The organism is Kitasatospora sp. NPDC054939 (genome assembly GCF_053610105.1).
Genome location: NZ_JBSGXP010000162.1, coordinates 1 through 19,726 on the forward strand (window position 1 = coordinate 1; position 19,726 = coordinate 19,726).

General features: G+C 76.1%; 17 protein-coding genes. 11 read left to right on the forward strand and 6 right to left on the reverse strand.

Annotated elements, in window-relative coordinates:
• A partial coding sequence (locus tag ACWGB8_RS32445; RefSeq protein ID WP_452217210.1) for an MMPL family transporter occupies positions 1 to 1,523 on the forward strand: 1,523 nt, incomplete at its 5' end.
• 55 nt (positions 1,524 to 1,578) lie between these two features.
• Here ACWGB8_RS32445 and ACWGB8_RS32450 read toward each other — a convergent pair.
• The 4 genes from ACWGB8_RS32450 to ACWGB8_RS32465 form a co-directional block, all read right to left on the reverse strand.
• Positions 1,579 to 2,208, reverse strand: coding sequence for a vitamin K epoxide reductase family protein (locus tag ACWGB8_RS32450; RefSeq protein ID WP_452217211.1), 630 nt, complete (start codon positions 2,206 to 2,208; stop codon positions 1,579 to 1,581).
• The gene (locus tag ACWGB8_RS32455) at positions 2,205 to 3,017 is read right to left on the reverse strand and encodes a DsbA family protein (protein ID WP_452217212.1); all 813 of its coding nucleotides are present in this window, start codon (positions 3,015 to 3,017) and stop codon (positions 2,205 to 2,207) included. The genes ACWGB8_RS32450 and ACWGB8_RS32455 overlap by 4 nt, the downstream gene beginning before the upstream one ends.
• A gap of 68 nt (positions 3,018 to 3,085) precedes the next feature.
• Positions 3,086 to 3,754, reverse strand: coding sequence for a hypothetical protein (locus ACWGB8_RS32460; RefSeq protein ID WP_452217213.1), 669 nt, complete (start codon positions 3,752 to 3,754; stop codon positions 3,086 to 3,088).
• 144 nt (positions 3,755 to 3,898) lie between these two features.
• Entirely contained in the window at positions 3,899 to 4,339 is a 441-nt protein-coding gene (locus ACWGB8_RS32465; protein ID WP_452217214.1) for an SRPBCC family protein, read from the reverse strand.
• 98 nt (positions 4,340 to 4,437) lie between these two features.
• On the opposite strand from ACWGB8_RS32465, the gene ACWGB8_RS32470 reads away from it, so the two are divergent.
• Positions 4,438 to 5,307: an Fpg/Nei family DNA glycosylase gene (locus ACWGB8_RS32470; RefSeq protein WP_452217215.1), complete on the forward strand. Its 870-nt coding sequence runs from the start codon at positions 4,438 to 4,440 to the stop codon at positions 5,305 to 5,307.
• 39 nt (positions 5,308 to 5,346) lie between these two features.
• Here ACWGB8_RS32470 and ACWGB8_RS32475 read toward each other — a convergent pair whose 3' ends face one another.
• Positions 5,347 to 6,204 (reverse strand): SAM-dependent methyltransferase, encoded by an 858-nt coding sequence (locus ACWGB8_RS32475; protein WP_452217216.1) that lies wholly within the window; start codon positions 6,202 to 6,204, stop codon positions 5,347 to 5,349.
• A gap of 285 nt (positions 6,205 to 6,489) precedes the next feature.
• On the opposite strand from ACWGB8_RS32475, the gene ACWGB8_RS32480 reads away from it, so the two are divergent.
• From ACWGB8_RS32480 to ACWGB8_RS32520, 9 genes are all read left to right on the forward strand, one after another.
• Positions 6,490 to 7,380 carry a polysaccharide deacetylase family protein gene (locus ACWGB8_RS32480; protein WP_452217217.1) on the forward strand — a complete coding sequence of 297 codons (891 nt, stop codon included), beginning with the start codon at positions 6,490 to 6,492 and terminating at the stop codon, positions 7,378 to 7,380.
• Between the two features lie 188 nt (positions 7,381 to 7,568).
• Entirely contained in the window at positions 7,569 to 7,781 is a 213-nt protein-coding gene (locus tag ACWGB8_RS32485; RefSeq protein WP_452217218.1) for a hypothetical protein, read from the forward strand.
• 66 nt (positions 7,782 to 7,847) lie between these two features.
• Positions 7,848 to 9,497: a beta-N-acetylhexosaminidase gene (locus tag ACWGB8_RS32490; RefSeq protein WP_452217219.1), complete on the forward strand. Its 1,650-nt coding sequence runs from the start codon at positions 7,848 to 7,850 to the stop codon at positions 9,495 to 9,497.
• 78 nt (positions 9,498 to 9,575) lie between these two features.
• The gene (locus ACWGB8_RS32495) at positions 9,576 to 10,661 is read left to right on the forward strand and encodes a class I SAM-dependent methyltransferase (RefSeq protein WP_452217220.1); all 1,086 of its coding nucleotides are present in this window, start codon (positions 9,576 to 9,578) and stop codon (positions 10,659 to 10,661) included.
• 94 nt (positions 10,662 to 10,755) lie between these two features.
• A complete protein-coding gene (locus ACWGB8_RS32500) occupies positions 10,756 to 12,936 on the forward strand; it encodes a BTAD domain-containing putative transcriptional regulator (protein WP_452217221.1) in 2,181 nt (726 codons plus the stop codon).
• Positions 12,937 to 12,969: 33 nt separating this feature from the next.
• Positions 12,970 to 14,058 (forward strand): sulfite oxidase, encoded by a 1,089-nt coding sequence (locus ACWGB8_RS32505; RefSeq protein ID WP_452217222.1) that lies wholly within the window; start codon positions 12,970 to 12,972, stop codon positions 14,056 to 14,058.
• A 4-nt stretch (positions 14,059 to 14,062) separates the two neighbouring features.
• On the forward strand, positions 14,063 to 15,496 hold the full coding sequence (locus ACWGB8_RS32510; RefSeq protein WP_452217223.1) for an MBL fold metallo-hydrolase: 1,434 nt from the start codon (positions 14,063 to 14,065) through the stop codon (positions 15,494 to 15,496).
• Entirely contained in the window at positions 15,493 to 16,365 is an 873-nt protein-coding gene (locus ACWGB8_RS32515; RefSeq protein ID WP_452217224.1) for a sulfurtransferase, read from the forward strand. Before ACWGB8_RS32510 ends, ACWGB8_RS32515 begins: the two co-directional genes overlap by 4 nt.
• 190 nt (positions 16,366 to 16,555) lie before the next feature.
• Positions 16,556 to 18,076 (forward strand): M1 family metallopeptidase, encoded by a 1,521-nt coding sequence (locus tag ACWGB8_RS32520; RefSeq protein WP_452217225.1) that lies wholly within the window; start codon positions 16,556 to 16,558, stop codon positions 18,074 to 18,076.
• Between the two features lie 55 nt (positions 18,077 to 18,131).
• On the opposite strand, the gene ACWGB8_RS32525 is transcribed toward ACWGB8_RS32520, so the two are convergent.
• Positions 18,132 to 19,520, reverse strand: a complete 1,389-nt coding sequence (locus ACWGB8_RS32525) for a condensation domain-containing protein (protein WP_452217226.1) — start codon at positions 19,518 to 19,520, stop codon at positions 18,132 to 18,134.
• Positions 19,521 to 19,726 lie beyond the last annotated feature (206 nt).

Below are 19,726 nucleotides of genomic sequence, written 5' to 3' on the forward strand. Positions count from 1 at the left end.
CCGTCCTGCTGCTCCTCACCTACCGCAGCCCGGTCCTGTGGCTGGTCCCGCTGCTGGTCGTCGGCGCCGGGGACCGGCTGGCCGGGGTGCTGGTCGGCGCGCTCGCCCCGCACGCGGGAGTCCAGGTCGACGCCTCCGCCGCGGGCATCCTGTCCGTGCTGGTCTTCGGCGCCGGCACCGACTACGCCCTGCTGCTGGTCTCCCGCTACCGCGACGAGCTCCAGCTCGACGGGAACCGCTTCACCGCGATGGCCCGAGCCTGGCGCGGCACCGCCCCGGCCGTCCTGGCCAGCGGCACCACGGTCGTGCTCAGCCTGCTCACCCTGCTGGCCGCCGAACTCACCGGCAACCGCGGCCTGGGCTTCGCCGGAGCCGTCGGCATCCTCACGGCCGTGCTGTTCGGCCTGGTCGTGCTGCCCGCCGCGCTGGTGCTGCCCGGGCGGTGGCTGTTCTGGCCGCTGGTGCCCCGGGTCGGCGACCCGGTCGCGGCCGACCGCCGGGGCGGGTGGGCGCGGATCGGCCGGGCCGTCGCCCGCCGCCCCGCCCGGGTCGCCCTCGGCGGCACGGCCGTCCTGCTGCTGCTCGCCTCGGGGGCGCTCGGCGCCCGCACCGGCCTCGCCCAGGCCGACTCCTTCCGCGAGACGCCCGAGGCCGTCCGCGGCCAGCGCACCCTGGCCGCCGTGCAGCCGGCCGGTGCGCCGGCCCCGCTCACCCTGCTCTCCGCGGCCGGCTCCGCCGACGAGGTCGTCCGGGCCGCCCGCGAGGTGCCCGGGGTCGCCGCGGTCACCGCCGGCGCCCGTACCGAGCGCCACGCCCGGGCCGAGGTGGTGCTCGCCGACGCCCCGGGCACGGCCGCCTCCGACCGCACGATCGACCGGCTGCGCGCCGCGGTCGGCGCGGTCGCCGGGGCCGACGCCCTGGTCGGCGGCGCCACTGCCGAGGCGTACGACACCGCCCGGGCCAACGACCGGGACACCCGGGTCGTGGTGCCGCTGGTCCTGGTGATCGTGCTGCTGGTGCTCGTCGTCCTGCTGCGCGCGCTGCTCGCCCCGGTGCTGCTGGTGGCGACCGTGGTGGCCTCGTACTTCGCCGCGCTCGGCGCCGGCTGGGTGGTGTTCCGGACGGTCTACGACTTCCCGGCGCTGGACACCAACGTCCCGCTGCTGTCATTCCTGTTCCTGGTGGCGCTGGGCGTCGACTACAACATCTTCCTGATCGCCCGCACCCGGGAGGACACCCTCGCCGGGCACGGCACCCGGGCGGCGGTGCTGCGAGCCCTTGCCGCCACCGGCGGGGTCATCACCAGCGCCGGGATCCTGCTCGCCGCCGTCTTCGCGGTGCTCGGCGTGCTGCCGCTGATCACCCTGACCCAGATCGGCGTGATCGTCGGCCTCGGCGTCCTGCTGGACACCCTGCTGGTCCGCACGGTGATGGTGCCCGCCCTGGTGCTGCTGACCGGGCGGCGCTTCTGGTGGCCCGGCCGGCCCGAGCGGTCCGGCGCCGCCGCCACGGGCGGCGCCTGAGACGGTCGCGGCCCGCCCCCGCCGGTGCGGGAGCGGGCCGTCGGGCCGTCGGGCCTCAGAGCAGGGTGCTCCAGTAGTACCAGAACCGGTTGAGCACAAGCAGGGCGATCACCGCGTACGCCAGGGCCGGGACCGCCCAGTGGTAGCGCAGCAGCTCCCGGACCACCGGGCGCAGCCGGGCCGGCGTCGGCAGCACCCCGGTCCGCAGGTTGTGCAGCGTGGTGTACCAGAACAGCGGGATCATCGCCGCCCACACCACCATGCAGTACGGGCAGAGCGCGCCGATCCGGTACAGCGCCTGGTAGGACAGCCAGCCGACGAAGGCGATCCCGAACAGCGCCCCGGCCTGCAGGCCGAGCCAGAACCAGCGCCGGTACGCGGCCCCGGCGAGCAGCCCGGCGCCGGTCGCGAGCACCACCGCGAAGCCGACCAGGCCGAGCAGCGAGTTCGGGAAGCCGAAGGCCTCCGCCTGGTCGCTGCGCATGATCGAGCCGCAGCTGATGATCGGGTTGATGTTGCAGTTGGGGACGTACGAGGGGTCCTGCAGGATCTTGATCTTGTCCAGGGTGAGGACGATCGAGGCGAACAGGCCCAGTGCGCCGGTGCCCAGCAGCAGGACGGCGAAGCGGCGCGGCGCGCCGGTGCCCGACCCGCGGGGGGCGGGCGCGGTGGCGGCGGCGGTCACCCGGTCACCTGCCGGACCAGCGCGGTGAACTGCTCGGGGGAGACCGGCGAGCCGTTCTTGAAGACGTCCAGCTTGTTGCCGTCCAGCCGGACGGTCGGGGTGCCGGTGACGCCGCTGCGGTCGAAGGCCTCGTCGACCTTCTTGGCCCACGGCAGGTAGGTGCCCTCCTGCACGGCCTTGACGAAGGCGTCGGTCTTCAGGCCCGGCACCTGCCCGGCCAGGTCGAGGATCCGGTTGACGTCGCCGAAGCCGTCCTCGCGCTCCTCGGGCTGGTTGGCGTACAGCACGTCGTGGAAGCCGCTGAACTTGTCGACGCCCTCGTTCAGCGCGGCGCCCGCGGCGGCCAGCGCCACGTGCGAGCCGCGGCCGCCGAGCCCCTTGTCCAGGAACGCGGCCATCCGGTACTCGATCTTGTACGTGCCGCTGTCGGCCAGCTGCTTCATGGTCGCGCCGGTGGTGGTCTCCAGCCGCTCGCAGTACGGGCAGCGGAAGTCCTCGAAGATCTCCAGGGTGTGCGGCGCGTCGGCCTTGCCGTACGTGACGACCGTGCCGTCCGGGCCGCTCGTGTGGGCCGGGACGACCAGCGGCCCGTCGGTGCCGGCCAGGTCGGCCCCGGCGCCGGAGGAGGAACCGCCGATCGCGAGGGCGACCCCCGCGACCAGGGCGAGGACGGCGGCGGAGGCCGCGCCGACCACGGTGCGGCGGCGGATCCGGGCGGAGCGCTCGGCGCGCTCGCGCTCCTCGCGCATGCGGTCGGTGGCGGCGCGGCGGGCGGCCTTGCGGTCGGCGTTGTGGCGGGTGTTGCTCATGGTGGATGTCGTCCTGTGCTCGGTCGCGTACGGGGCGGGCGGAGGCCGGCCGAGCGGGAGCTGCGTGCTCAGCCGGCGGCGAGCACCGGCGGGCCGCGCCGGACGGCGGGGCCGAGGACGACGGGGTCGGCCGGGATCCGCACCCGGCTGGCGCGCGGGAACGGCGCCCGGACCACCGGACGGGCCGGTGCGGCGGCGCCCAGCAGGGCGAGCAGCCGGCGGACGGCGGCCGGGCCGAGACGACGGGCGAACGCGCGCAGCGCGCCGGTGGCCCGCAGGACCGCGCCGAGCGCGGCATCGGCCCGGTGCAGCCAGAACGCCGCGGCCAGTCCGATCACGGTGTGCAGCACCACCAGCAGGACGGCGCCGAGCGCCGACGGCAGCCCGTGGCCCAGCAGGAACCCGCCGAGCGAGCCGCCGCCGCAGAGCAGCGGGCGCAGACCGTGCGCGGCGTCCGGCGGCAGCGACGGGCAGGCCGTCTGGGCCAGGCCGAACAGCGCGCTCAGGCCCAGCTCCAGCGGGACGAACACGGCCGCGACCCGGCCGAAGCCGTGCTGCCCGCCGGCCAGCAGCAGGGCCGCCGCGAAGACGGCGGTGCCGGCCAGGGCGAGCGTGGCCAGCGGCAGCGGGCGGCCGGTCACCAGCACCTGGCCCAGGCCCGCGAGCAGCACGACCAGCGCGGCGAACAGCGCCGCGCGGAGCGTCCTGGTGGCCGGGCCGGCCGGGTAGTCGGTCATGGCTTCCGAGTCTGCCACAGGGGGAAATCGGAACCACCGGCCCGGCCGCCGGCTGTGGGGATCCTCACCGCGGGCCCGGCGGTCCGCTCACCCGCCGGCCGTCCGCTCACCCGCCGGCCGTCCGCTCACCCGCCGGCGGCCCGCTCACCCGTCGGCCGTCCGCTCCTCCACCAGGTCGCGGAAGTGTTCGAGGTCCGCCCGCACCGCCCGCTCGATCGCCCCGGCCTGGGCGAAGCCGTGCGGACCGCCGAACACCTCGTGCACCGCCTCCGGGTCGTACTCCACCCGGATCTGCACCCGGGTGTGCGAGGCGTCCAGCGGCAGCAGCGCGAAGGTGCCGCGCAGCGGGACGCCGTCCCGGGTCTGCCAGGACATCACCCGGCCACGGCCCCGGTCGGTGATCTCGGTCTCCACCGCGTGCTCGCTGCCCCCGTACTCGATCCCCAGGTGGGCGAGGTTGCGGCCGTGCGGCTCGGCGCTGCGCACCCCGTCGACGAAGCGGGGGTAGTCGTGCACGCGGTGCAGCTGCTCCCAGGCGGCCAGCACCGGGGCGTCGATGTCGATCTGTTCCTCAAGGGTGCTCATGGCGGTACCTTTCCGACCCTCCCAGCCTGCGCCGCCGCCGGCGAACGGGCAAAACGCCGGACGGGCGGGGCGCGGCCCGCTGCGCGAGACTGGGCAGCATGCCGGAGCTTCCGGAGGTCGAGGCGCTCAGCGCCTTCCTCGCCGAGCGGCTGACCGGGCGCGAGATCGCCGAGGTCCGGCCGGTGGCGATCAGTGCGCTGAAGACGTACGACCCGCCGGTGACGGCACTGGAGGGGCGGACGGTCGGCGGGGTGGCCCGGCACGGCAAGTTCCTGGACGTCGATGCGGGCGGCCTGCACCTGGTGGTGCACCTCGCCCGGGCCGGCTGGCTGCGCTGGCGCGACCACCTGCCGGAGGAGCCCCCGCGCCCGGGCGGACGCAACCCGCTCGCCCTGCGGCTGCGGCTGGCCGGCGGGGCGGGGGACGGCTTCGACCTGACCGAGGCGGGGACCAGGAAGGGCCTCGCCGTGTACGTGGTCGCCGACCCGGCGGAGGTCCCCGGGATCGCCCGGCTCGGCCCCGACCCGCTGGACCCGGCGTTCACCCTGGAGGCGTTCACCGCCCTGCTGAGCGGTGAGCGCCGCCGGCTCAAGGGCGTGCTGCGGGACCAGGGCGTGCTGGCCGGGGTCGGCAACGCCTACTCGGACGAGGTGCTGCACGCCGCCCGGATGTCCCCCTACAAGCAGCCGGCGCAGCTGACCGGCGAGGAGACCGCGCGGCTGTACGAGGCGCTGGTCGGCACCCTGCGCGAGGCGGTGGAGCGCTCGCGCGGGCTGGCGGCCGGGGAGCTGAAGGCGGAGAAGAGGACCGGCCTGCGGGTGCACGGCCGGACCGGGCAGCCCTGCCCGGTCTGCGGGGACACCGTGCGCGAGGTCTCCTTCGCCGACTCCTCGCTGCAGTACTGCCCGACCTGCCAGACCGGCGGCAAGCCGCTCGCCGACCGCAGGCTCTCGCGGCTGCTGAAGTAGCGCGCGGGCCGGCGGTCGGCCGCGGGCCCGCGGTGCGCCTCACGGCTTGCGGGCGACCGCACCCCAGTAGTACGCGGCATACGGGTCGGCCGGCGGTTCGCCGTCGGGGCGCCAGGACATCACGGGGGAGACGCCGGGCTCCAGGATCTCCCAGCCGTCGAAGAAGCGGGTGACCTCCTCGCGGGTCCGCGGGACGAGCGTCATCCCGCCCTGCTGGGCGGCGGCGGTCACCTGGGCGACGGTCTCCGGGTCGAAGTCCTGGGTGGGGTGGGTGAGCGCCACGCAGCTGCCGGAGGGGAGGGCGTCGCGCAGCTCGGCGACCTTGCCCCAGGGGTCGTCCCCGTCGGCGATCAGCATCAGGACGGCGATCAGCAGCAGGCCGACCGGCCGGTCGAGGTCGAGCGTGGAGGTGAGCGCGGAGTCGGCCAGCAGCTCGGTGGGCTTGCGCAGGTCGGCGTGGATGTAGGTGGTGCGGCTGCTCTGGGTGGAGACCATCAGGGCGCGGGCGTGGGCCAGCACGATGGGGTCGTTGTCCACGTACACGACCCGGGTGCCGGGGCTGACGGCCTCGGCGATGTCGTGGGTGTTGGGGGAGGTGGGGATGCCGGTGCCGAGGTCGAGGAACTGGTGGATGCCGTGCTCCCGGGCCAGGAAGCGGACGGCGCGGCCCTGGAAGGCGCGGTTCTCCTTGGCCATCGTGCGGATGCTGGGGATGGCCGCCTCGAAGGCCTGCCCCATGGCGCGGTCGGGGGCGAAGTTGGTCTTCCCGCCCAGCCAGTAGTCGTAGACCCGGGCGGAGTGCGGAGCGCTGGTGTCGACGCCGAAGCGCTCCCACTGGCTCAGCTCGGCGGGGTCGGTCTCGTGCTGCTGGTCGGAGAAGTCCTGACTCGTCGTCATGGCCACGTCCTCTGGAGACAGATCATCACACTGGGGGTGGTCAGCGTAGCGGTCCCGGGTGGCCGCCGGGGGAGCGGTGTCCGCATCGCGGGAGGCCGGCCGCCGGACCTCCGGCGGCCGCGGGTGCGGCGGGGGCGCCCAGGCCCTGTCCGGCCGGACAGGGCCTGGGCCGTCGGGGTGATGATCGGGACCCGTTCGGGGTGGGGCCGGGACGCGGTGGGCCGGGCGGGGGAAGCCTTCGGAATGCTGTCAGATCGTCAGATTACTTCGCGCAGATTGCTGCTGGTGGCCGCCGGAATGTCCCTCCTGGGGGTGGCCGGCTGCGGCCGGACCGAGGGGACGGAGGGGTCGGCGGCCCCCGGACCGCCGACCGGGGGCGAGTCCGCCGCGGTGCCCGCCGACGGTGCGACGGCCCCGCCGTCCGGCACGCCGTCCGCCCCCGGCTCCGGCGCGCCGTCCGCCCCCGGCGCCCCGTCCGCCTCGGGCACCCCCTCCGGCCGGCCCGCCGGGTCGGACCGGGCGCCCGCCTCCGCCTCGGCGGGCCCGTCCGCGCAGGCCGCGCCCCGGGTGCCGGTCGAGGCCGAGGGCCGCCCGGTGCTGGAGCTCAACCCCGAGCGGCGGGTGGTGGCGCTCACCCTCGACGACGGGCCGGACCCGAAGCACACCCCGACCGTGCTGGCGCTGCTGGAGAAGCACGGGATCCGGGCGACGTTCTTCCTGGTCGGCGAGAACGTCGCGGCCCACCCCGGGCTGGTGCGGGAGATCGCCGACCGGGGGCACCACATCGCCAACCACACCTGGTCCCACCCGGACCTGCGGCAGCTGTCGGAGTCCCGGGTGCGGGAGGAGCTGGAGCGCACCTCCGACCTGCTGCACCGGGCGACCGGGCGGGCGCCGACCTGGTTCCGGGCGCCGGGCGGTGACTGGTCGTCGGCCTCGCTCAAGGTCAGCGCCGCGCTGGGGATGCGGCCGATGGGCTGGTCGGTCGACCCGCGGGACTGGGCGCGGCCGGGGACGGCGGTGATCACCGAGCGGGTGCTGAAGGACATCCGGCCGGGTTCGATCGTGCTCAACCACGACGGCGGCGGCGACCGTTCGCAGACGGTGGCGGCGCTCCAGGCGTACCTGCCGGTGCTGATCGACGCCGGGTACTACTTCACGGCGCCGCCCTCGTAGCGCGAAGCACCCCGGGTGGCGGGGGTAGCGGGTCCGCGGCGTGAACCACTCGAACGAGTGAGGAAGCAGAACCGTTTCAGCAGATCTGAGGGCCTTTAGGGTGATCTCACCCAGTTCCCCCGGCGCCGCCGTGCACCCCCCGGACCGGCCGCCGCCGTCGCGTACCGCCCTGAAAGGGGCCTCCCCCCATGCGCCTTCGCAACGCCGCGCTCTGCGCCGCCAGTGCCCTCGTCCTCGCCCTCGCCGTCCCGGGCTCCGCCGCCGCCGCCGACGGCGAACGCCACCGGGTGCACCGGCTCGTCGCCGACCGGGCCGGTGCACCCTCGGCCGTCCTCGCGGCCGGCCCGGCCGCCGGGTACGCCGATTCGTACGAACTCCGGGACAGCGGGCGGATTGGTTGAGACCATTCCCGGTGAACCGGCCGTGAACGGGGGCCGGACCGTCGTCCGACCCCACCGGGAGCGCGCGTGCCGATACGACCAGCGGGGCTCGCGTCCCGGCGGAGCGGCCTGCTCGCCGTCCTCGCCGTCCTGATCCTCGCCGCCGCCGGCCTCGGCGGCTACCGGGCGCTCGACGGCGGGGGCGGGGCCGGCGCCGGACCCACCGCCGCCGGCCCCCGCACCGGGGACCGCATCATCCCGGCGCCGCTCTCCGCCAGGGCCGCCGAAGGACCCGGCTACCGGCTCACCGCCGGCACCGTCCTGCGGGTCGCCGCCGGCACCGGCGAACCGGCCCGGGAGGCCCGCGGGATCGCCGACCGGCTCGCCGCCGACCTGCGCCGGTCCACCGGGCTCCCGCTCACCGTCGAGGACGCCCCGGGCGCGGCCGACGGCATCGTCCTCACCCTGGACGGCGCGCTGCCCGAGGCCACCGGCCCCGAGGGCTACCGGCTCACCGCCGACGCCACCCGGGTGGTGATCGCCGCCCGCACCGGCGCCGGCCTCTACCGCGGCACCCAGACCCTGCGCCAGCTGCTGCCGCCGCAGATCGAGAGCCGCACGGCCGTCACGGACGGCACCGCGTGGACGGTCGCCGCGGTCGACATCGAGGACCGGCCGCGCTACGCCTACCGGGGCGCGCTGCTCGACGTCGCCCGGCACTTCTTCACCGTCGACGAGGTCAAGGGCTTCGTCGACCGGCTTGCCCTCTACAAGGTCAACCACCTGCACCTGCACCTGACCGACGACCAGGGCTGGCGGCTCGCGATTCCGGGCCGGCCCGCGCTCACCGGGATCGGCGCGGTGGGCGAGGTCGGCGGCACCCCCGGCGGGTTCTACACCGAGGCCGACTACCGCGAGATCGTCCGGTACGCGCAGGAGCGCTACCTCACGGTGGTGCCCGAGATCGACCTGCCCGGCCACACCAACGCGGCGCTCGCCGCCCACCCCGAGCTCGACTGCACCGGCAGCCGCCGGCCCGCCCCGTACACCGGCATCGAGGTCGGCTTCAGCCTGATCTGCCCCACCGACGAGCGGACCTTCGCCTTCACCGAGGAGGTCGTCCGGGAGGTCGCCCGGCTCACCCCCGGCCCCTACCTGCACATCGGCGGCGACGAGGTGAAGAAGCTCGACGCCGCCGGCTACCGCGAGTTCGGCCGCCGGGTGGCCGCCCAGGTGCGCGCCGCCGGGAAGATCCCGATCGGCTGGAACCAGTACGCGCCCGCCGCCGGACCGGACGGCTTCGACCTGCTGGAGTACTGGCAGGGCGACTCCGACGAGCTGGCCGAGGCCGTCCGCAGGGGCGCCGGGGTGATCATGGCCCCGGCCAACCGCACCTACCTCGACATGAAGTACCACAGCCGCTACGACCTCGGACTGGTCTGGGCCGGCACCATCGACGTCTCCACCGCCTACCGCTGGGACCCGGACACCGTGAAGCAACTGCCCCCGGGCGCCGTCCGCGGCATCGAGGCCCCGCTGTGGACGGAGACCCTGAGCACCCCCGCCGACCTCGACCGGATGCTGCTGCCCCGGCTGCCCGCCCTCGCCGAGGTCGGCTGGTCGGACCGCTCCCGGCAGGACTGGGAGGACTTCCGCCGCCGCCTCGGCGAGGAGGGCCGGCGCTGGGAGGCGGCCGGCTTCGGCTACGAGAAGCGCCCCGAGATCCCCTGGCGCTGACGGCAGGCCGCCCCGGCCCGGGTCGGCGTAGCGTGGCGGGAGGGAGGGTCCCCACCCCGCCGTCCGCAGGAGGCACCCATGTCCGAACGGGATCCGGACCCGGTGGAGCAGGAGGCGTTCGCCGGCCGCATCGTGCAGGTACTCAACGACGCCTGCCTCGCCATGATGACCAGCGTCGGGTACCGCACCGGGCTCTTCGAGGCGATGGCCGGCCTGCCGCCGTCCACCAGCGAGGAGATCGCCCGCGCGACCGGGCTCGACGAGCGCTACGTCCGCGAGTGGCTCGGCGGCATGGTCGTCGGCGGGATCGTCGCGTACGACCCCGGGGCGCGCGCCTACCGCCTGCCGCCCGAGCACGCCGCCTCGCTCACCCGGGCCGGCGGGCCGGACAACATGGCCGGGATGATGCAGTACGTCGGCCTGATGGCCAACGTCGAGGACGAGGTGGTCGAGGCGTTCCGGCACGGCGGCGGGGTGCCGTACACCTCCTACCCGCGCTTCCAGCAGCTCCAGGGCGAGGAGTCGGCCCGGGTCTACGACGCGGCCCTGGTCGAGGGCATCGTGCCGCTGGTACCCGGCCTGCCGGAGCGGCTGCGGGCGGGCATCGACGCCGTCGACATCGGCACCGGGCAGGGGCACGCCGTCAACGTGCTCGCCCAGGCCTTCCCGGCCAGCCGCTTCACCGGGGTCGACATCTCCGAGGGCGGCATCGCCGCGGCCCGCGCGGAGGCCGCCGACCTGGGCCTGGCCAACGCCGGGTTCGTGCAGTCCGACACCGCCGAACTCGACGGCAGCTACGACCTGGTCACCGCCTTCGACGTCATCCACGACCTCGCCCGGCCCACCAGGACGCTGAGCGCCGTCGCCCGCGCGCTGCGCCCCGACGGGATCTTCCTGATGGGCGACATCGCCGCCTCCAGCAACGTCGAGGAGAACGTCGACCACCCGCTGGGCCCGACCCTGTACGCCTTCTCGACCTTCTACTGCATGACCGTCTCACTGGCCGAGGGCGGCGAGGGCCTCGGCACGGTCTGGGGCGAGCAGACGGCGCGGCGGATGCTGGCCGAGGCGGGCTTCGGCGCGGTGGACACGGCGACCGTCGAGGGCGACGTGGTCAACGTGTACTACATCGCCCGGCCGACCGCCGCGGCGCGGGCCGCGTAGCTCCCCGGCCCCCGGGAGGCCCGGGACTCGCCAGGGCGGCGGGGCGGGCGTAGGTTCGAGGTGTTCGAGGTGTCCGCAGGGAAGGCGTCGACGCATGCTCGAACTGCGGATCAGACTGCTCGGCGGCTTCCGGGTCCGGGTCGGGACCCGGGAGATCGCCGACGACCAGTGGCGGCTGCGCAAGGCCCGCAGCCTCGTGAAGCTGCTCGCCCTCACCCCCGGCCACCGGCTGCCCCGGGCGCGGGTGCTCGCCGCGCTCTGGCCGGCCCTGGCCCCCGAGGCCGCGGCCAACCAGCTGCGCCGGGCCCTGCACGAGGCCCGCCGCGCGCTCGACCCCGACCCGCACGCCGCCCACCGCCACCTGGAGTCCGGCGAGCAGCTGGCCCTGGTCCCCGCGGGCGCCGTCCGGGTGGACGTCGACGAGTTCGAGCAGGCCGCGCTGCACGCCCGCCGCAGCCGCGACCCGCGCGCCTACGAGCGGGCCGTCGCCCGCTACGGCGGCGACCTGCTGCCGGAGGACCGCTACGAGGCGTGGGCGGCCGACCGCGAACGCGCCCTGCACGCCGAGTACCTGGCGCTGCTGGTGGAACTCGGCGGGCTGCGCGAGGCCCGCGCCGACCTGGACGGCGCCGCCGCCGTACTGCGCCGCGCGGTGGCCGCCGAACCGCTCGACGAGGCGGCCTCGCTCGCGCTGATGCAGGTCCACGCGCTGGCCGGGCGCCGCTACGAGGCGGTCCGCGAGTACGACCGGCTCGCCGGTGCGCTGGATCGGGACACCGACGGCACCGAGCGACCCGGCCCCGCCGCCCAGCGGCTGCGCGAGCAGGTCCGCACCGGCGGCGAGGTCCGCGCCGAACTCGCCGGGGAGCTCTGGGAGCACGTCGGCGACGCCCGGACCGACTGCGGCGACACCGCCGGGGCCGCCGCCGCGTACGCCGCAGCCCTGCGGCCCGCCGTGGTGGACCTGCCCGCCTCCCCGGGCCTGCCGACCCGCGGCGGGGAGCAGGGCGCCGGACTGCGCGCCGCCCGGCTGCACCGCAAGGCCGCCGCCGCCCACCTCGCGGACGGCGGGCCGGCCGCCGCCGGGCCGCAGCTGGCCGCCGCCGAGACCGCGCTGGCCCGGGAGGAGGCCGATCCGGCGGAGAGCGGCCGCCTGCTGGCCGTCCGGGCCGGCTGGCTCGCCGCCTCCGGCCGGCACGAGGAGGCGCAGCGGGCCGCCGAGGGCGGGCTGGCCGCCGCCGAGCAGTACGGCGGGCCGGCCGACCGGGCCGCCGCCCGGGAGGCGCTGGCCGTCGTGGAGTACGCGCGGGGCGCCTGGCGGGAGGCGCTGCACCGGGAGATCGAGCACCCCGCGGGCGGCCCGGTCGGCCCCGACCCGATCGCCTCCGTGCACGCCTGCCTGGCCCAGCACCAGCTGTACGCCGACGGGCCGGCCGACTCCGTGGAGGCGTACGCCCGGCACACCCTGGATCTGGCGATCGCCCGCGGCGACCGAGCGGCGGAGGCTTTCGCCTGGTGCCTGCTGGGCGAGTCGCTGCTGCTGCGCGGCCACTGGGACGAGGCGCCGGGCTGCCTGGAGCGCAGCGCCCACCGGTACGCGCAACTGCCCGGCCACGGTGCGGCGCTGCCTCGCCAGCGGCTGGCCGAGTACGAGGCCGCCCGCGGCGACAGCGCGGCGGCGGCCGAGCACCTGCGCCGCGGCCTGGCCGACGCCGAGCGCTCCCCGGTCGCCCGGCACGCCTTCGCGCGGCTGTACGCGACGGCGGCCTTCGACGCGCTGGAGCGCGGCGAGCCGGGCGAGGCGGTCAGGTCGGTGCGGGCCGCGGCCCGTACGGCGGTGCGGCACGGGGAGTGCCCCACCTGCGCGGCGCCGCTGCACCCGGTGGCGGCGGAGGCGTTCGCGGCGCTCGGCGACGTCGACGGCGCGGCCGAGCACGCGGCGGCGGCCCGGGCCGTCCCGGGGGCGGCGGACAGCGCGGCCCGGCGGGCGATGGCGCAGTCGGCGCTCGGCTCGCTGGCGGCGGCGCACGGCGACCGGGCGGGTGCCCGGGCCCGGCACCTGACGGCGGCCCGGCTGTACACCGGGGCCCGGCAGCCGTACTGGGCGGCGCGGGCGAAGGTCCGCGCGGCGGCCGACGGCGGTGCCCGCCGCGAGGACCGGGTGCTGCGGGCCGAGGCGGCGGAGGCGTTCGAGGCCCTCGGCGCGCGGCGGGCCCTGGCCGCGCTGCGCGGCGAGCGGCCGCTGGCGACGGCGGCCGGACCGGGCCGCGGGTGACGGCGATCGACCGAGGGTGACAGGGAGTCCGCGATGAAGACCGCAACGGGCTGGACGCCGGAGGCCATTTCGGCGGAGCCGTACAACGCGCAGACACCGTCGGCGGCGCTGGCCGAGCCGATCACCCCGACCGGTGCCTTCTTCGTCCGGGACCACTTCGGGGTTCCGCGGCTGGAGCGCTCCAGCTGGCGGCTGCGGGTGACCGGGCTGGTGGCCCGGCCGCTGGACGTCGGCTACGACCGGCTGCGCGGCCTGCACCGGCGGGAGCTGGACGTGGTCGTGGAGTGCGCGGGCAACGGCCGCGCCCTGATGTCGCCCCGGCCGCCGGGGCTGCCGTGGGGCCAGCGGGCGGTGGGCTGCGCCCGGTTCGCCGGGGTGCCGCTGCGCGAGCTGCTGGCGGGGGTGGGGCTGCGGCCGGAGACCGCGGAGCTGGTGTTCACCGGCGCCGACCGGGGCCTGCTGCGCGGCCGGTCGGTGGCCTTCGAGCGGAGCCTGCCGGTCGCCGTGGCGCTGCACCCGGACACCCTGCTGGCCACCCACATGAACGGCTCGCCGCTGACCGCCCGCCACGGTGCGCCGGTCCGCCTGGTGGTGCCCGGGCAGTACGGGGTGGCGGACGTGAAGTGGCTGGTCGGGGTGCGGGCGGTGGGGCGGCCGTTCACCGGGCCGTTCCAGGCCGAGGAGTACGTCTACCGGCAGTCGTCCGGGTCGGCGGAGGGCACCCCGGAGGGGCCGGTGACGGTGATCCGGGTGAAGTCGCTGATCACCGAGCCAGCACCGGGCGCGCTGCTGCCGTTCGGCCGTCCGGTGCGGCTGCTCGGGCGGGCCTGGTCGGGCGGCGGCGCGCCGGTGCTGGGGGTGGAGGTGCGGGCGGACGCCGGCCCCTGGCGGCCCGCCCGGACGGTGCCGCCGACCGGGCCGTACGCGTGGACCGGCTGGTCGTACCGGTGGACGCCGGAGCGGTCGGGGCCGGTGCGGCTGCAGGCCAGGGCGAGCGACGCGGCCGGGCACCGCCAACCGCTCAGCACCCCCTGGAACGAGCAGGGCTACGGCTGCAACCCGGTCGCCTCGGTGGACGTGGTGGTCGGGGAGCACCCGGGCGCCGCGCCCGGAGCGGTGTGAGGCCATGAACGGCAGCGACGCCGTCGACGGCCCCGGGCGCACCCCGGCGGGCCGGGACGGCAACACCGTCGAGACCTTCGTCACCGCCGCCCTCGGCGACAGCACCCACCTGCTGGCCTCCGGCGGCGAGGCCGTGCTGGTCGACCCGCAGCGCGACTGCTGGGCCCTGCTCGCCCTGTGCGAGGAGCGCGGTCTGCGGGTGCGCTACGCCCTCGACACCCATGTGCACAACGACTACCTCTCCGGCGCTCTGGAGGTGCGTGCCGCCACCGGCGCGACGGTCGCAGGACCGGCCCGCGCCGGGTACCGCTTCGACCACCTGCCGCTCGCCGAGGGCGACGTACTGGCCGTCGGCGACCTGCGGATCCAGGCGCTGGAGACGCCCGGCCACACCGCCGAGCACACCGCCTACCTGGTGCTGGAGGGCGACCGCCCGGCGGCCGTCTTCACCGGCGGCAGCCTGCTCGTCGACAGCTCCGGGCGCACCGACCTGTCCGGCCCCGACCGCACCGAGGAACTCGCCCGCGCCCAGTACCGCTCGCTCCGCCGGCTCGCCCAACTCCCCGCCGGGACGCGGGTGCTGCCCACCCACGGGGCCGGCAGCTCCTGCTCGGCCGGCCCGGCGGCGGGGGAGCGGACCAGTACGGTCGGCGCCCAGCGGCTCGCCAACCCGGCCCTCGGCGCCGCCGACGAGGACGCCTTCGTCGCCGAGCGGCTGCGCGGACTGCCGCCGCCGCCCGCCTACTACCGGCAGATGGGCCCGCTCAACCGCTCCGGCCCGGCGGTGCTCGGCGGCGTCCCCCGGCTGCCGGCGCTGACCCCCAACGAGGTCGCCTCGGTGGTCGACCGGGGCGCCCTGGTGATCGACGCCCGGGACCGCCGCACCTACGCCGACGGCCACCTGCCCGGCTCCCTGGGCAACGAGCTGGACGGCCAGTTCGGCGTGATCACCGGCGAGGTGGTGCCGTTCGGCACCCCACTGGTCCTGGTCCTGCCCGAGCCGTACGCGGAGGCCGCCCACGAGGCCGTGGTCCAGCTGCTGCGGATCGGCTACGACGACCGGCTGGTCGGCGCCCTGGACGGCGGCGCCGAGCGCTGGGCGCGCAGCGGACGGCCGCTGGCCGCGATCCCCACCGCCGACGTGTCCGAGGTGCCGGCCGCGCTCGCGACCCGCGGGGTGCTCGTCCTGGACGTGCGCGCCCGCCCCGATCCGGCCGTCCCCGGCGCGCTCGCCGTCCCGCTGACCCGGCTGCCGGAGCGGATCGGGGAACTGCCGGTGGGGCGGGAGGTCTGGACGGTCTGCGGGCGCGGCCGGCGGGCCACCGTCGCGGCCGGGCTGCTGGCCGCCGCCGGGCTGCCGGTGACGGCCGTGGCCAGCGGGGGAGCGTACGACCTGGTGCGGGAGCTGACCCGCAGGCGAGAGGAGAACCGACCATGACCGGCAACGGCTACGCCCACCCCGAGTCACTGGTCCACACGGACTGGCTCGCCCGCCACCTGGACGACGGGACGGTCCGGGTGGTCGAGGTGGACGAGGACACGAGCGCGTACGAGCAGGGGCACGTCCCCGGCGCGGTCGGCTGGAACTGGGCGACCGACCTGCACAGCCCGGTGGGCCGCGACTACGTCGACCGCGAGGGCGTCCAGCACCTGCTGCGCGCGGCCGGCGTGGAGGACGACACCGTCGTGGTGCTGTACGGCGGCAACAACAACTGGTTCGCCGCGTACGCCTTCTGGCTGCTGCGGCTGCGCGGGTACCGGTCCGTGAAGCTGCTGGACGGCGGGCGCAAGAAGTGGGAGCTGGAGGACCGGGTGCTCACCGGGGAGGTGATGGACTACCAGCACAGCTCGTACCGGCTGGCCGCCGCCGAGCACCCGGAGCTGCGGGCGCTGCGCGACGAGGTGCTCGCCAAGGCCGCGGTGTTCGCCAAACCGGGGCGGGACGCCGTGCTGGTGGACGTGCGCTCGCCCGCCGAGTTCCGGGGCGAGTCGCTGGCGCCGCCGCACCTGCCGCAGGAGCAGGCCCAGGTGCCCGGGCACATCCCCGGCGCGGTCAACATCCCGTGGTCCCGGACGGCCAACGAGGACGGCACCTTCCGGTCGGCCCAGGAGCTGCGCGAGCTGTACGGCGGGCGCGGCGTCGGGCCGGAGAACGAGGTCATCGCGTACTGCCGGATCGGCGAGCGCTCGGCGCACACCTGGTTCGCGCTGAGCGAGCTGCTGGGCTACGAGCACGTCAAGAACTACGACGGCTCGTGGACCGAGTACGGCTCGCTGGTGCGCGCGCCGGTGGCAGTGGGCGCGTGACGGCGGACGGGCGGTCTCGGCGGGCGCATGACGGCGGGCCGACGGCGGCCGTCCGGGCGGTGACGCGCCGTGCACCACCGTTTCTCCTCATGAACACTTCATAACGAACCCGCGGATCCGGGCCCAACAGGACGCCGGGCAAGGCACATTGACGGCACGACAACCGTCCCAGCGATCCTGGAGGACCTCCTTGCGCACGAGGCTGACCGTCTCTGCCGCTGCCGCCGCCGCGCTGCTCCTCGCCGTCCCCGCCGCCGCCGCCCCGGGCGCCGTGGGCGCCCCCGGGGCGGGCGACGCCTACTACCCGGCGTACGGGAACGGCGGGTACGACGTCTCCCACTACGACATCCGGCTCACCTACCAGCCCACCACCGACCGGCTGGAGGGCACCACCACCATCCTGGCCACCGCCACCCAGAACCTCGCGAAGTTCAACCTCGACTTCGCCCTCGACGTCCAGCAGGTCCTGGTCAACGGCCGGAACGCCAAGTTCGCCGCCACCGGCGAGCACGAACTGGAGATCACCCCCGACCGCACCCTCGCCCGCGGCAGCAAGGCCACCGTGGTCGTCCGCTACGCCGGCACCCCCTCCACCGTGAAGCGCTACGGCTTCACCGCCTGGCTGCGCACCCCCGACGGCGGCGTGGTGGCCGGCGAGCCCGAGGGCTCCTGGTGGTGGTACCCCAGCAACGACCACCCCACCGACAAGGCCACCTTCGACGTCTCCGTCCAGGTGCCCGACGGCACCCAGGCGATCAGCAACGGCATCCTCACCGGCACCAGCTCCCGGGCCGGCTGGACCCGCTACAGCTGGCGCGAGAACAAGCCGCAGGCCACCTACCTGGCCACCCTGGCGATCGGAAAGTTCGACATATCCAGCGGCACCACCGCGAGCGGCCTGCCGTACTACAACGCGTACAGCAAGGACCTCGGCGAGAACGACGGCGCCGCCCGCGCCAGCGTCGAGCGCACCGGCGAACTCGTCGACTGGCTCAGCGAGTACTTCGGCCCCTACCCGTTCAGCTCGGTCGGCGGCTACGTGCCCAACGTCACCACCGGCTACGCCCTGGAGACCCAGACCCAGGTCTTCTACAGCCCCCGCCAGTTCGCCCGCGGCTCCAACACCTCCGTCGTCGTCCACGAACTCGCCCACCAGTGGTACGGCGACAGCGTCTCCGTCCAGCGCTGGCAGGACATCTGGCTGAACGAGGGCTTCGCCCGCTACGCCCAGTGGCTCTGGTCGGAGTTCGAGAACGAGGGCACCGCCCAGGAGATCGCCGACTACACCTACGCGGTGCGCCCCGCCGAGGACGCGTTCTGGACCGTCAAGCCGGGCGACCCGGGCCCCGACAACCAGTTCCACTCGGCGGTCTACGAGCGCGGCGCGCTCGCCGTGCAGGCCCTGCGCAACCGGGTCGGCGACGAGGCGTTCTTCCGCATCCTCAAGGGCTGGCCGACCGAGCGCCGCTACGGCAACGCGACCGTCCCCGAGTTCCAGAAGTACGCCGAGCGGATCTCCGGCGTCGCCCTGGGCGACCTGTTCACGACCTGGCTGTACACGGCCGCCAAGCCCGCCGCCGGAACCGCGGGCGCCGCACCGGCCGCCCTCGCCCCCGCCGCGAAGGACATCACCGCGAAGAACGCGGCCGTCCCGGTCGAGCCCAAGTCCTGGAAGAAGATCCAGGAGACCAACTCGGTGCACGAGCACTGACGGACCGCAGGCGGCGGGCCCGGTCGCGGGGGCCCGCCGCCCGCACCCGGCCGCCTCAGCCCGCCCGGCCCGCCGCCGCGACCACCAGCTCCTCCATCCCGAACAGGAACCGCTCGATGTCCGCCCGCGGCAGCACCGTGCCGTCCGCCGTCATCGCCAGCTCCACCGCCCCCGGCGCGCGCAGGGCGTCGAGCGCGAAGGACAGCCCCCGGCGCGGCTCGAACTCCACCGGCGGGGCCAGCACCGAACGGGCCAGTGTGCGCTCCAGCGGCTCGTCGGCCGGCACGTCCTCGGCCGGCTGCCCCGGCACCAGGTCCAGCGTGTCGTTGAAGACGCACGAGCGGTCCGCCAGCCCGTCCGCCTGCCCGTCCGCGGCCAGCTGCGCCAACTCGCCGTCCAGCAACCGCCGGTTGAAGTAGGCGTGCCGGTAGGTCGCCAGCGAGGCGGACTGCGCGCGGCGCAGCACGTCGGCGAAGTCCCCGCCGATGTCGTCGAGATGGAAGACGCCGTCCCCCGCCACCACGCTCACCGCGTGCGCGAGCCCCGGTACGAAGCGGTTGTTCACCACCACCTGGAACACCGCCTCCGGCCGGCCGGAGATCCGCGCCGTCATCGCCGCCGCGGCCGCCAGCAGCACCGACTGCGGGCTCACCCGGAACCCGGCCGCCACCAGCGGCAGCGCCCGGGCCAGCGCCGGCGACCGCAGCACCGCATTGGGGAACTTCAACTCCTGGGCGTCCGCGGCCGGTTCGGGGAAGATCCGGGCCGGACCGCCGCGCAGCTTGCGCACCCAGTGCTGCCGGGCCCGGGAATCCCGCCGCCGCCCGCGCTCCGACACCTGGAACGCCGCCTCCTCCAACGGCTGCAGACACGGCTGCGACCGGGCCAGCCCGGCCGGGCTCCCGCCCTGTACCAGCGCCGTCAGATTGCCCACCAGCCGCCGCATCCCGAAGCCGTCCACCGCCGTGTGCGACAGCACCAGCGAGAAGTGCCGGGCCGAGCCGCCCGCCTCCACGAAGCCGACCCGTATCGGCCACTCCTCGGTGCAGTCGAACGGCAGCCCGGCCAGCTCCTCGTGCAGCCGCCGCCCGGCCTCCGCCACCTCGGCGGGATCGTCGCCGCACCGCACCACCGTCACCGGCAGCCGGCCCGCGGCGTCCACCACCTGCTCCAACCCGTCCGCCCCGACCGGGCGCAGGCGGGTGCGGAGCCCGTCGTGCAGCTCCAGCAGCCCGCGCAGCCCGTCCAGCAGCGCCGGCACCGGCAGGCCGGCCCCGAGCGGGGTCGCCGTGGTGATGTTGTAGCGCGGGGCGTCGACGGGCCCCAGGGCGCTCACCGCGTCCCAGATCGCCTGCTGCCCCCAGGTGGCCGGGCCGGCCCCGGCCCGCCCGGTCGACAGGGCGATCTCCAACTGGTCACTGCTGGGCCGTGCGGTCGTGGTCACCGTGCAACTCTCCCGAGGCGTGGGGCGGATGGGACGCTGGGCCCGAGTGTGGCGCACAGCATCCTTCCGCGTCGACGGTCCGCCGCCGATCAGCCCGGGAGGCCCACTGCTTCCGGGTTCAGTGACCTGACGCCCGAACGCAGACGTCCGGCCGCCACCCTGCACCTAAGGAGTCGAGTTACCTGCGGACCGTGTCGGCGGAGTGC